The organism is Nocardiopsis coralliicola, assembly GCF_054779695.1.
On sequence record NZ_BAAGXT010000010.1, the window covers coordinates 1 to 13,139 of the forward strand.

Annotated in this window: 8 protein-coding genes; 4 read left to right on the forward strand and 4 right to left on the reverse strand. The window is 74.0% G+C overall.

All coding sequences use genetic code 11. From position 1 onward, the window contains the following. A partial coding sequence (locus ACYVGT_RS09790; protein WP_460856233.1) for a hypothetical protein occupies positions 1–622 on the forward strand: 622 nt, incomplete at its 5' end. 2,373 nt (positions 623–2,995) lie between these two features. Here ACYVGT_RS09790 and ACYVGT_RS09795 read toward each other — a convergent pair. After that, the gene (locus ACYVGT_RS09795; protein ID WP_460856235.1) at positions 2,996–5,926 is read right to left on the reverse strand and encodes an FAD-binding and (Fe-S)-binding domain-containing protein; all 2,931 of its coding nucleotides are present in this window, start codon (positions 5,924–5,926) and stop codon (positions 2,996–2,998) included. Positions 5,927–6,081: 155 nt separating this feature from the next. Here ACYVGT_RS09795 and ACYVGT_RS09800 point away from each other — a divergent pair, with 155 nt between their 5' ends. From ACYVGT_RS09800 to ACYVGT_RS09810, 3 genes are all read left to right on the forward strand, one after another. After that, on the forward strand, positions 6,082–6,603 hold the full coding sequence (locus tag ACYVGT_RS09800) for a pyridoxamine 5'-phosphate oxidase family protein (protein WP_460856238.1): 522 nt from the start codon (positions 6,082–6,084) through the stop codon (positions 6,601–6,603). A gap of 71 nt (positions 6,604–6,674) precedes the next feature. After that, positions 6,675–7,001 carry a hypothetical protein gene (locus tag ACYVGT_RS09805; RefSeq protein WP_460856240.1) on the forward strand — a complete coding sequence of 109 codons (327 nt, stop codon included), beginning with the start codon at positions 6,675–6,677 and terminating at the stop codon, positions 6,999–7,001. Positions 7,002–7,278: 277 nt separating this feature from the next. Then, positions 7,279–8,109 (forward strand): endo alpha-1,4 polygalactosaminidase, encoded by an 831-nt coding sequence (locus tag ACYVGT_RS09810; protein WP_460856242.1) that lies wholly within the window; start codon positions 7,279–7,281, stop codon positions 8,107–8,109. Positions 8,110–8,166: 57 nt separating this feature from the next. On the opposite strand, the gene ACYVGT_RS09815 is transcribed toward ACYVGT_RS09810, so the two are convergent. The 3 genes from ACYVGT_RS09815 to dnaG all read right to left on the reverse strand — a co-directional run bounded on the left by ACYVGT_RS09815 (position 8,167) and on the right by dnaG (position 12,970). Beyond that, positions 8,167–9,507 carry a glycoside hydrolase family 18 protein gene (locus tag ACYVGT_RS09815; protein ID WP_460856244.1) on the reverse strand — a complete coding sequence of 447 codons (1,341 nt, stop codon included), beginning with the start codon at positions 9,505–9,507 and terminating at the stop codon, positions 8,167–8,169. 299 nt (positions 9,508–9,806) lie between these two features. Further along, positions 9,807–11,006 (reverse strand): RNA polymerase sigma factor RpoD, encoded by a 1,200-nt coding sequence (gene rpoD / locus ACYVGT_RS09820; protein ID WP_460856507.1) that lies wholly within the window; start codon positions 11,004–11,006, stop codon positions 9,807–9,809. Between the two features lie 71 nt (positions 11,007–11,077). Further along, positions 11,078–12,970 (reverse strand): DNA primase, encoded by a 1,893-nt coding sequence (gene dnaG, locus ACYVGT_RS09825; RefSeq protein ID WP_460856246.1) that lies wholly within the window; start codon positions 12,968–12,970, stop codon positions 11,078–11,080. Positions 12,971–13,139 lie beyond the last annotated feature (169 nt).

The following is a 13,139-nucleotide window of genomic DNA, read 5'->3' on the forward strand; positions in this document are numbered from 1 at the left end:
CGGCCCGCCGCGCCCGCCCGGCCCTCCGGGGCCGCAGGGGCCCCAGGGCCCGTCCGGTCCGCACCAGCCGCCCTTCGGCGGCGCCCCTTCCGGTCCGCCCGGCCCCGGCGGCCCCGGCGGCCCCGGCGATAAGGGCGCGAAGAAGTCCACCGGACTCCTGGTCACGCTGATCCTCGTCGCCGTGGTCGCGCTGGGCGGCGCGGGCGCGTCGGTCTGGCTCTACATGGGCAAGTCGGACGCCGAGCAGCGCCTCGCGGCCGCCGAGGACCAGGTGGAGGAGCTCGGCGGCGAGCTGGGCGCCTCCGAGGAGGAGGCCGAGCAGCGCGAGCAGGAGGAGAAGGAAGCCTACGAGAGCGCCGATCTGCCCGGTCTGCTGGACGAGGTGGAGACCCTCACCAGCGACCTGGAGAGCTCGATGGAGTCCTTCGCCGAGGCGTCAACCGACGACGGCGCCAGCGTCGACCAGATCGAGACGCTCTTCGCCGACATGTACAACTGCATGGGCGCGCGCGAGGAGTACAACATGAGCGCGGCCGAGCACGCGTCACTGCTCGACGACGAGCTGCCCGAGTACCTCTCCGAGCAGGACTACCCCTGCGGCCGGGACTTCTGGGGCGTCTGATCCAGGCGCACCGGCGGCGGGCACGCGGTGCAGAGCAGTGGAGAAGGGCCCCGGCACGGCGCCGGGCCCTTTCTCTGCGGCACCGGCGGCCGGAGGGTAGGCCCGGACGGCTCCCGCATCGCTGCAGCCGGATTTCCGGTGTTCAGTGCGTCGGACCAGCGGAAAAGCGGACAAGCGGCGGCAGCGGTGGGTGAGCGGCGGCTCCGCGGGTGAGCGGCCGGGTGCGGGCTGGCCGCGGGGCTGGTGCGACTGCAGAGGCGGGGAGGTTGACTGGCTCCCGCGCGAGGCGGCCGGATGGCGGGTTGGCCAGTGCGTCGGACAAGCCAAAGACGGCAGCGACGGCGAGGTTGGGCGGCCCTCGGGGCGGCGGCCGGGGGGCGGGTGTGGTTAGAGGGCGGGGAAGGCTGCGGGCTCCCGCGCGGGAGCGGCCGGGTGGCGGGCTGGTCAGTGCGTCGGACAAGCCAAAGACGGCAGCGACGGCGAGGTTGGGCGGCCCTCGGGGCGGCGGCCGGGGGCCGGCCGCGGGGCGGGTGTGGTTAGAGGGCGGGGAAGGCTGCGGGCTCCCGCGCGGGAGCGGCCGGGTGGCGGGCTGGTCAGTGCGTCGGACAAGCCAAAGACGGCAGCGACGGCAGCGGTGGCCGGAAGCTCGGGGCGGCGGCCGGGCGCGGGCTGGCCACAGGGCGGAGCCGCCGGGCTGGCCGCGACCCGGGCGCGAACCGGGCGCGCGGGACGGGAGTGACTGATGTGAATAGAGGGACTGGAGAGTCGGCCGCCGGCGGGCCGAGTGCGGGCAGGTGGTTCGCGAACCCCCGGTAACACCCCATCGCCGCCACGACTCCCACCTTTTCAGCGCCCCATCCCCGCAGAATCGAGCGGCGCGATCCTTTCGCGGCCCATATCCAGGGCTGGTTTCACTCTGCGTGGCGACATTCAGGGCGAAACCGGGCGTCGATCACCACTGAAGCCCGGGTGTCCGGTTTGGGGGCCCACGCGCAAAAGCGCGGCGCGTTCCTTTTCGCGGGGCAATAAAACCCCTCCCGCCTCAAACCGCCCAAAGCGGCCAATCCGACGCCGCGACTCGCGCCTTTTCACCGACCAGGCCGCCAAAAAGGCGGATGCGCGGGAATCGGACACCGCCACACTGCGTAACCTCGCGTTCTGCGCAGGTCCGCAGGGCGCGGAATCGGACTCGCCGCGCAGGGCCCGCGGGGGGCGAGGAGGTGGTGCTTGCTTGGGCGGGATTGCAGGGGCCCCCGTTGCGGTGCCCGTCTTCCTGGCATGCGCCCGCCATCCGGCCGACCCGCGACCAGCCGCCGCCCGGCCGCCGCCTGAGGTGCCGCCGAGCTCTGCCGTCGCTGCCGCTTTTCCGCTGGTCCGACGCAAAGAACATCGGTCGGTCGGCCGCCGAGGAGCGGGAGCCTTCAGGCTTACCCGCGCCTGCCCCGCGAACAGCAGGAGCTCTGGCCACACACAGATCGAGAAACGTCGGAACAGAGCGCAAGACTGCCCGCGAACCCGCCCTTCCTGTGTTGCCGTGCGTCCGACCAGCTAGGACCCCTCTCAGCTCCGCCGCCGCTGCCACCTTTCCGCTGGTCCGACGCACTGGACACCGGTGGGCCGGCTACCGAGGAGCGGGAGCCTACGGTCCCTACCGTTCTGGCCCCATGAACAGCCGCACGACTCTTCGCACACCGCCCCGAAGCAGCGGAACAGAGCGCAAAGACTGCCGACAAAGCCGCCCTCGCGCGGATGCCGTGAGCCCCGCCCCGCGACCACCCCGCCGCCCGACCGCCCGCCTCAGGCGCCGCCGAGCTCTGCCGTTGCCGCCGCTTTTCCGCTGGTCCGACGCACTGAACATCGGTCGGCCGGCTACCGAGGAGCGGGACCCTGCGGTCGAAGCCGCCCCCGCCCCGCGAACAGCAGAAACACAGCCCGCGCACCGGCCTCGATGCCGCGGCACAGAGCGGAGAGACTGCCTGCGAAGCCGCCCTTGCCGTGGTGCCATCCGGCCGACCCGCGACCAGCCGCCGCCCGGCCACCCGCCTCAGGCGCCACCGAGCTCCGCCGCCGCTGCCGCCTTTCCGCCTGTCCGACGCACTGAACACCGGCCGGCCGGCCGCAGGGATGCGGGAGCCTGCGGACTTACCCGCCCCCACCCCGCGAACAGCAGAAACACTGCCCGCGCACCGGCCTCGATGCCGCGGCACAGAGCGCAATGACTGCCCGCGCACCCGCCATTGCCGTGTTCCCGTGCGCCCCGCTACGCGACACCCCGGAAGGCCGGCCCTCCCTGTCCATCACCGAACGGTCTGAGCCATCGCGACCACTGCAGCAGGCCGCCGGGCGGGCGGCCCGGGGCCGCCCGCCCGCCAGTCAGTTAGTTGCGGGCGGGCCTGCGCCGCGCGGCCGGGGCTCGGCCGGCAGCGCCGATGCGAGTGCCTCGGCGAGGTGCACGGCCCTCCGCCCGGTCTCCTGGCCGATCTGGGTGCGGCAGCTGAAGCCGTCCGCGATGACGTGGTCCTCCGGCGCCGCCGCCCGCACCGCCGGCAGCAGGGCCTGCTCCCCGACGGCCTTGGACACGTCGTAGTGGCCGTCTTCGAAACCGAAGTTGCCGGCCAGCCCGCAGCAGCCGGAGTCGAGCACCTCGGACTCGATCCCCGCGGCCGCCATGAGCTCCCGGTCGGCATCGAAACCGAGCACCGCGTGCTGGTGGCAGTGGACCTGGCCGACGGCGCGGCCGCGGACCTCCGGCGGCTCCCACTCCGGCGCGTAGGCGCGCAGGAACGCGGCGAGGGTATGCACCGATCCGGCGATGCGCTCGGCCTCCTCCCCCGGCAGCACCTCGGTGAGGTCGCTCTTCAGGGCAGCCGTGCAGCTGGGCTCCAAGCCCACGACGGGCAGCCCGTCGAACGGCGCGAGCGCGCGCACGGCCTGCTTCATCACCTGCCGCGCAATGCTGAGCTGGCCGGTGGAGACCCAGGTCAGGCCGCAGCAGACCGGGCCCTTGGGCAGCAGCACGCGGAACCCGGCGTCTTCGAGGACGCGGACCGCGGAGGCCGGCACCCGCGGCTGCATGTACTGGCCGAAGGTGTCCGGCCAGAGCACCACCGCGCCGCGGTGCCCAGGCGCCGGCGGACGGCGCCGGAACCACCGGGTGAACGTGGTGCGGGCGAACTCGGGCAGGTCGCGCTCCTGGGCGACACCGGCCGCGCGCTTGGCCAGCCCGGCGAGCAGCGGGGCGCGGCCGAGCCGGTTGACCTCGGCCGGCGCGCGGGCGGCCAGCCGGGCCCACACCGGCAGCCAGCCCATCGAATAGTGCGACGCGGGGCGCACCCGGCCCCGGTAGTGGTGGTGTAGGAACTCCGACTTGTAGGAGGCCATGTCGACGCCGGTCGGGCAGTCGGAGAGGCAGCCCTTGCACGACAGGCACAGGTCGAGGCTGTCGCGGACCTCCTCGGAGCGCCAGCCCTCGGTGACGACCTCGCCGTTGACCATCTCGAACAGCATCCGGGCGCGGCCGCGGGTGGAGTGCTTCTCCTCGCGGGTCACCTGGTAGCTCGGGCACATCACGCCGGGGCCCTCGTGGCGGCGGCACTTGCCGACGCCGGAGCAGCGGCGCAGCGCCTTGCCGAAGTCGCCGCCGTCGGAGGCGTAGGCGAGCACGGTCAGCGGGGTCCGGCCACTCGCGGCCGCGCGGATGTCAGTGTCCAGCCGGCGGGGGTGCACCACGGCACCGGGGTTCATCACCCGGCCGGGGTCCCAGATGTCCTTGAAGCGGGCGAACGCCTCCAGCAGCTCCGGCCGGTACATCCGGGGCAGCAGCTCGGAGCGCGCCTGGCCGTCCCCGTGCTCGCCGGAGACCGATCCGCCGTGCGCGGCGACCAGGTCGGCGGCGTCTTCCATGAACGAGCGGTAGCCGCGGCGCCCTTCGGCGGACTCCATCTCGAAGTCGATGCGCACGTGCAGGCAGCCCTCGCCGAAGTGGCCGTAGACGACACCGTCGCGGCCGTGCTGCTCCAGCAGCCGGTCGAAGCCGCGCAGGTAGGAGCCGAGCTGCTCCGGCGGCACCGCGGCGTCTTCGAAGCCCGACCATGCCTCGCGGCCGTCGGACGTGCGCTGGACGAGCGCGGAGCCCTCCTCGCGGATCCGCCACAGCGCTCGGGCGTGCGCGGGGTCGCGGACGACGGCTGCGCCGGTGGGCCGCACTGCGGCGGGCAGCGCCTTCACCAGGGCGTCTCCGGCCGCGGCGGCCGCAGCCGCGTCTTCGCCGGGAAGCTCCACCATGAGCCAGGCGCGGCCCTCGGGCAGCGCGACACCGGAGCGGGCGCCCGGCCGGTCCAGGCCGGAGACGAGCCGCTCGTTGAGGCTCTCCACCACGAGCGGGCTGTGCTCCAGGACGGCGGGCACGGCGTCGGCGGCGGCCGGCGGGTCGGCGAAGCCGAGGACCACCAGGACGGTGGCCGGCGGCACCTCGGCGAGCCGGACGGTGGCGCCGAGGACCGTCACGCAGCCGCCCTCGGTGCCGGTGAGGGCGCGGGCGACGTGGCCGCCGTGCTCGGGCAGCAGCCGGTCCAGGCCGTATCCGGACACCCGGCGGGACAGCTTCGGCATTCCGGTGCGCAGATCGCCCATCGTGTCGGCGACCAGCGACCGCAGCGCTGCATAGACCTCGCCTTCGCGGCCGGGCAGCGCCGCCCGGCGGTCGAACTCGTCCCGGGAGGTGGCACCGACCTCCATCCGGGTGCCGTCGGGCAGCAGCACGTCGAGCGACTCGACGTTGTCGGCGGTGGTGCCCCAGGCCACGGAGTGGGCGCCGCAGGAGTTGTTGCCGATCATGCCGCCGAGGGTGCAGCGGCTGTGCGTGGAGGGGTCGGGGCCGAAGGTGAGGCCGTGCGGGGCCGCGGCCGCGCGGAGCGCGTCCAGGACCACGCCGGGCTGGACGCGGGCGGTGCGCGCCGCCGGGTCGATGTGCTCGATGGCGGTGAGGTGGCGGGAGGTGTCGATGATGACACCGGGCCCGATCGCGTTGCCGGCGATACTGGTGCCGCCGCCGCGCGGCACGATCGGCGCCCCGTGCTCGGCGCAGGCGGCGACCGCGGCCGCGACGCCGTCGGCCGTGCGCGGCACGACGACGCCGAGCGGGACGTGCCGGTAGTTCGAAGCGTCGGCGGTGTAGAGGGCGCGGGTACCGGCGTCGAAGGCGACGGTGCCGTCGACGGCGCCGCGCAGGGCGCGCGCGAGTGCCGCAGTGTCGACACCGTTCCCGGTCGCCGGCGGGGGTGCATGCGTGAGCGGATCGGCCATGGCCTGAGCGTGGCAGCCGGGGACAGCGGGGGACAACAGTGCCGCTGCGCGGGGCGCGCACGGATTCTTCTGCGCGCCCGCAGGCCGTCCGGCGGATGGAGACACTCCGCGCAACCTGACAGCGGATGGCAGGAATGATCGGGAGACTCGTCGGCATGACCGAGACGACTGACACGGCTGCGCCGGGCACCGCCGCAGCTGCCGGGGTGCCGTGGGACGAGTTCGCGGCGGCCGAGCCGGAGTTCGCCGCGCAGGTGCGGGACCGGTTCGAGCAGGCCAAGCACCACGTTCTCGCCACGGTGCGGCGGAGCGGCGCGCCGCGGGTGAGCGGGACCGAAGTCGCCTTCGAAGAGGGCGGCGAGGCAACCCTGGGCTCGATGACGGGGGCGCGCAAGGCGCTCGACCTGCGCGCCGATCCGCGGTTCGCGCTGCACGCCAACCCCGGTTCACCGGACGACATGATGGCCGGCGGCGACGCGAAGATCGGCGGCACCGCGGTCGAGGTGACCGACCCGGACGCGCTGGAGGCAGCCCGCGCACCGGGCCAACCGCCCGGCCCCTACCACCGCTTCCTGCTGCGGATCAGCGAGGCGGTCGTCACCCGCGTCGAAGGCGACCGGCTCGTCGTCCGCACCTGGCACCCGGGGCTGCCCCTCACCCGGGCCGAACGCAGCTGAGACCCCCGGCGGCTGCGGGGCGGGCCGGGCGGGCCCTTCCCGCCCCGCAGCCGCATCCCTACGCTGATCGGATGGACCCCGCCGAGCAGACCCCGCATACAGCCGGCGCGGGGCAGCTCCCCGGGGCCGGCAGCACAACGGCCGGCCGCCTGGAGGCCCGCCGCAGCCGCGCCGAGTTCGGCGCCCGCGTGTGCCTCACCGCAGCCGGCGCCGTCGTGCTGCTCTCCGTTCCCGCTCCCGCCCCCTTCTCCCTGATCGGAGCGGTCTGCGGGGTGATCCTGGGGACGGGCCTGCGCATCGAAGCGGCGGTACTCGCCACGGCTCTCGAACGGCGTGCCGACTGCCCCTCCCCAGCGCAGAGCAGCACTGCCGCACTCCGCCGCGGCCGGCGGCCCTGACCCGCACGGCCAGTGCAGGGACTGCCCGCCGGAGACCGGCTGCGGCAGCCGGACCGGCCCTGAGGCCCGCAGCGATGGCGGCGCGTCCGGCCCCCGCGCGGTGGGGAGATCCCTACCCGCCTCCCGCCCTTCGCCCGGCAGCCGCCGACTGCGCCCGGGCCCCGCCTCCCGCGCACTGCCGCGGCAGCACCGCCGCAGCCCCGGCCGGCGCGCCGGCGGCCCGGCTACTCTCATCGCAGGGGCGCGGTGGAGCGCCGGCGGGGATCGGGGGCGGAGCGTGGACGGTCGCGGGGCTGCGCTGGTACTGGCCGCGGGGCTCGCGGTCGCGGCGTCCGCGGGGTGCGGGGGTGCGCCCGACAGCGGGGGGCAGCTGCCGGACGGCGGCTTCGACTACCAGTTGGGCGGGGCCTACCCGCCGGCCGGCGGGACCGGGGCGGTGGTCCGGGACCCCGCCGACGCGCCCGCACCCGGCGTCTTCTCCGTCTGCTACGTCAACGGGTTCCAGACCCAGCCCGGTGAGGCGGAGGGGTGGCTCCGCGACGGACTCGTGCTGCGCGGTTCCGGCGGAGACCCCGTCGCCGACCCCGAGTGGCCGGACGAGTACCTCCTGGACACCTCCGAGGCGGACCTCCGCACCCGCATCGCCGAGCGGATCGCTTCCCGGGTCGGGGCGTGCGCCGACGCCGGGTTCGACGCCGTCGAATTCGACAACCTGGACTCCTTCACCCGCTCCGGCGGCGCACTCGGAGCGGACGGCAACTTCGCCCTGGCCGCGGACCTCACCGCCGCGGCGCACCGGCACGGACTGCTCGCGGCGCAGAAGAACACCGCCGAGGAGACCGGGCGCGCCCGCGAAGCCGGGTTCGACTTCGCGGTGGCCGAATCCTGCGCCGCGCAGGGCGAGTGCGCGGTGTACACGGCCGCCTACGGCCGGATGGGCGTGCTCGACGTCGAGTACCCCGGCGAGCTGGACGCAGCCGGACTGGACTTCGCCGGGGTCTGCGCCGACCCGGAGACGCCGCCCCGCACCGTGCTGCGCGACCTCGCGCTCGAACCCGCGGGCGCCGAAGGCCACCTCCGGGAGCACTGCCCGGATCCGCCCGGGTGAGGCGGACCGGACCGGGCCGGACCGGAGCCCGCCGCCGCGCCTCCCCCGGCGGGGCCGTCACTCCTCCAGGGACTCGTCCATCGCCTGGACGAGCTCTCCTTCGGGGTCCATGTCGAGGTTCCACATCATCAGGCCGCCCAGGTCCTCGCGGCGGACGTAGGCGCCCTTGAGGGCGACCACCTCGGGGGTGTCGTAGGTCCACCACTCGGTGCCGTCGTAGAGCCAGTAGGCGCCGTTGACCGGGTCGAAGAACCGCTGGCCGTCCTTCTGCTCCAGGTCGGCGTAGGAGTCGGTGCCCTCGCCGTAGTCCCCGTCGGCCGGGCCCTCGGCGGGGGCGTAGCGGCCGAAGCCCTCCGGTCCGACCCCGGTCCAGCCGCGGCCGAAGCCGGGGAAGCCGAGCACGATCTTCTCGGCCGGCAGCCCGTGCTGGCGGTAGAGGCGGACGGCGCGGTCGGAGCTGGGGTCGTCCTCGTGCCCGCTGGGCGCGTACAGCTGCGAGTGGTGGTCGGTGGTGCGGCTCCACGAGCCGGTGAAGTCGTAGCCCTGCAGGGTGGCGAAGTCGACCGACTCGAACACCTCGGGCTCGTAGCTGGCCTCGATGAGCTCGGGGGTGTTGGCCACCGAGACCGACAGCGTGTACTCCTCCCCCGTCTCCTGTTCCAGCGCGTCGAGCTGGCTGCGGAACTCCTGCACCACGAGGGTGAAGTTGCGCCGGTCGTCGGGGTGCTCGGTGTTGTCCGGGTGCCCGCCGCCGCCGGGCCACTCCCAGTCGAGGTCGATACCGTCGAAGACGCCCTCGGCCGCGCCCTCCCCGCCCTGCGGCTCGCCGTTGAGCTCCGGCAGGTCGCCGCGGATCCACAGGTCGATGCAGGAGGAGACGAAGTCCTCGCGGGACTCCTCAGTGCGCACCGCGGTGGACATGTACGTGGAGGTGTTCCAGCCGCCGACCGAGATGGAGGCGCCCAGCTGCGGGTGGTCCTCCCGGAGCTTGCGCAGCTGGTTGAGGCTGCCGGCGAGCGGCTGGCCGTACTCGTCGGCCTCGCCGTCGATGCTCTCCCCGGCGTCGTAGCGGCGCTGGTAGATCTCCCACGGCTGGTCGGCGTCGGGCGAGATGAAGCACTCGCCGCTGGAGTCGACGTCGCCGAACGCCCACAGCATCCGGGTGAGCCGCTCGGCCGCGCCGCTCTCCTCGACGTCGGCGATGGAGTAGCCGCGGTTGGCGGTGTTCCAGTCGGCGAAGTAGGCGATCCGGTGGTGGTCGGAGGCGGCCCCGCCCGCGTCGCCGATCCGGGCGACCGCCGAGAGCAGGACGGTGAACACGGCGCCGAGCGTGATCGCCGTGACCACGCCGATCACGCGCCGGCCCCTGGGGGTCGCTGCGTACCGCTGCGCTGACATCACCTCTGAAGGTAGCTTCAGGGGCCCGACCGGAGTACCGGTGCGGGCAATGCGGCCACATCAGGCCGCGGCGTGCCTCCGGGCGGGGTCCGCGCCCTCGCACCAGCGCCTCCGAGCGGGGTGACCACCCCCCGCACCCCCCGCAACCCGCTCCTGCCTGCCATCGCTCTCACGGGCAATCCGCGCCGGCCCGCCATCGCTTGGACCCGCTCTTGCCCGCCGTCGCTCTCGCCGGCAGCCCGCGATCGCCTGCCGGCGCTTTCGGCCCGGTGCTCCTGCGTCCCGGGCCCTGCGGGCGGTCAGTCGAGGTAGTCGCGGAGCATCTGGGCGCGGGACGGGTGCCGCAGTTTGGCGAGGGTCTTCGACTCGATCTGGCGGATCCGCTCCCGGGTGACGCCGAACTCGCGGCCGACCTCCTCCAGGGTGCGCGGATGGCCGTCGGCCAGGCCGAAGCGCAGCCGGATGATGCGCTGCTCCCGATCGGACAGCCCGCCGAGCATCGCCACCAGGTGGTCCTGGAGCAGGATGAACGCGGCGGCCTCGACCGGCACCACCGCATCGGAGTCCTCGATGAAGTCGCCGAAGTCGGAGTCCTCCTCGCCGATCGGCGCCTGCAGCGACACCGGCTCCTGGGCGATCCGCTGGATCTCCTGCACGCGCTCGTCGCCGAAGCCGAGCTCGCCGGAGATCTCCGCGGGCGTCGGCTCGCGGCCGAGCTCCTGGTGCAGGCGGCGCTGCACCCGCATGAGCTTGTTGATGGTCTCCACCATGTGCACCGGGATGCGGATGGTGCGCGCCTGGTCGGCGATGGCGCGGGTGATGGCCTGCCGGATCCACCAGGTGGCGTAGGTGGAGAACTTGAAGCCCTTGGTGTAGTCGAACTTCTCCACCGCGCGGATCAGCCCCAGGTTGCCCTCCTGGATGAGGTCCAGGAAGAGCAGCCCGCGGCCGATGTAGCGCTTGGCGATCGACACCACCAGGCGCAGGTTCGCCTCGATCAGCCGCTGCTTGGCGCGCTCGCCGAACGCGGCGAGCTGCTCCAGCTCCCCCGCGTGCTCGGCGGACATCTGCGGCGGCACTTCGGGCGAGCGGGCGGCGCGCAGCTTCTCCGCCGCGAACAGCCCCGCCTCGACGGACTTGGCCAGATCAACTTCTTCTTCTGCCGTGAGCAGCGGGACGCGGCCGATCTCGCGCAGGTAGACGCGGACGAGGTCGCCGGTCGGCGTGCGCGGGGCCACGCCGGGGGACGCGCCGTCGCCGTCGTCCGCACCCGCGGCTTCGACGGCCTCGACGGCCTCGACGTCGGCGTCAGCGGCCGGGTCGGCGACCTCCACGCCCTGGAGGGCGAGGTCGCGGACGACGCGGTCGAGGGCGTCCGGCGGGGCGTCGAGCCGTTCCAGGGCCGCGGCGACGTCGGCGACCGTGACCGGTTCACCGGCACGGCCGCCCGCAACCAACTGCGCCACCTGGCCGATAGGCGGCGTTCCGCTGGGCAGCACCGTGAGAGCCACGCTTACAGTGTGCCCGCTCACACCCGGCCGTAGTGAGGGCCAATAGTGTCACCCCGGTGTCACCCGGCCCCGGAGAGCTCCTCGCGCACCGCTCGTTTCCGCTGGCTGAGGGCCATCAGCTCGGTCTGCAGCCGCACGTATCCGTCCGGATCGGCCTCGGGGTCCGCGCGCTGGAGCCGCGACATCAGGTTTCGCTCGGCGCGGTTCAAGGAATGAAGGTGGATTGTGCCCATGATGGAGCGGGCGTGCCGCTCGTCCAGGTCGCCGGCCACTTCCATGCGCTCCACGCCGAGTTCGGTGACGAACGCGCGCTGGGCGTCGTTGGGTGCGGAGTCGCGGAGCTGCTGCGCCCACACGTCGGCACGCTCGGCCGCCCCGGTGCCGCCCAGGTCGCGGATGAGCCGGTACACCGCGCGGTGCTGCGGCACGGTGAAGGTCTCCTCGTCCAGGTCGTCGAAGCCGCGGGCGAGGCCGGGCGCCTGCACCGCGATCTTGAGGGCCTGGCGCTCGCGCTGCACCGACGGGTCGCGCAGGTCGTAGGGGGCCTGCTCGGCTGCGCCGGCCGGCGCAGCCTCGGCGGAGGCGGCCGCCGCGGCGCGGCGCGGGCGCTCGCCGGAGCGGGCCGCGCGCAGGTGCTGGCCGACACGGCGGAGCACGAACTGCTCGTCCATGAGGCCGATGAGCTTGTCGGCCTGCACCGCGTAGTGGCGCCGGTGGCCCTCGTCGCGGATGCCGGTGATGATCTCGGCGGCGCCGTCCAGCGCGGCCAGCCGGCCTTCGACGGTGTCCAGGTCGTGCCGGCGGACCACCGTCTCGATCATGAACTCATAGAGCGGGCGGTCGCCGTCGACCAGCGCGCGCACGGCGCTGTCGCCCTTGCGGAGCCGCAGGTCGCAGGGGTCGAGCCCGTCGGGTTCGACGGCGACGAAGGTCGAGGAGGTGAAGTTGTGCTCGACGGCGAAGGCGCGCACGGCGGCCTTCTTGCCGGCGTCGTCGCCGTCGAAGGTGAAGACGACCTTGCCGGTGCCGTTCTCCCGGTCGAAGAGCATCCGGCGGAGCACCTTGACGTGGTCCTCGCCGAAGGAGGTTCCGCAGGTGGCGACGGCGGTGGTGACGCCGGCGAGGTGGCAGGCCATGACGTCGGTGTAGCCCTCCACGACGACGGCCTTGCGGTCCTTGGCGATGTCCCGCTTGGCGAGGTCGAGGCCGTAGAGGATGGTGCCCTTCTTGAAGATGGGCGTCTCGGGGGTGTTGAGGTACTTGGGGCCCTCGTCGGATTCGGAGAGCCGGCGGGCGCCGAATCCGACGGTCTCGCCGGAGACTTCGCGGACCGGCCAGACGAGCCGGTCGCGGAACTTGTCGTAGGCGCCGCGGCGGCCCTGCCCGCCGAGCCCGGCGGTGACGATCTCGCGGTCGGAGAAGCCCTTGGCCCGCAGGTGCTTGGTGAGGTTCTCCCAGCCGGCCGGCGCGTAGCCGACGCCGAAGCGGCGGGCGTCCTCGCCGTAGAACCCGCGGTCCGTCAGGAACTGGCGCGCGTGCCCCGCCGCCGGCGACTCCAGCTGCGCGGCGTAGAACTCCTCGGCGATCCGGTGCGCCTCGACCAGCCGCTGCCGCTGGCCCTGGTCCTGCCGCTTGGTGAAGCCGCCCTCCTCGTAGCGCAGCCGCACCCCGGCCTTCGCGGCGAGCTGCTCGACCGCCTCCACGAAGCTCACATGGTCCATCTCCTGCACGAACGAGATGACATCTCCGCCGGCCCCGCAGCCGAAGCAGTGGTAGAGGCCGCGCGAGGGGGTGACGTTGAAGGAGGGGGACTTCTCGTCGTGGAAGGGGCAGAGGCCCTTGAGCGAGCCGCCGCCGGCGCTGCGGAGCTCCAGGTAGTCGCCGATGACGTCGGCGATGGGGGCGCGCTCGCGCACGAGGGCGATGTCGTCGTCTCTGATCCGTCCGGCCACGGGCCCAGGGTAATCGAGGGGCGGCCGTGTCCGGCGCGGCCCGGTGGGCCGCGGACCGGCCGGGACCGCGGGGCACCGCGGTGTGCACGGGAGGTGACAACGGCCTTACCGGGCATGGAGGAGCGGACGTGTTCCGTGCGAGAGTCGTGCCCGGGGGCCGCACATGAGG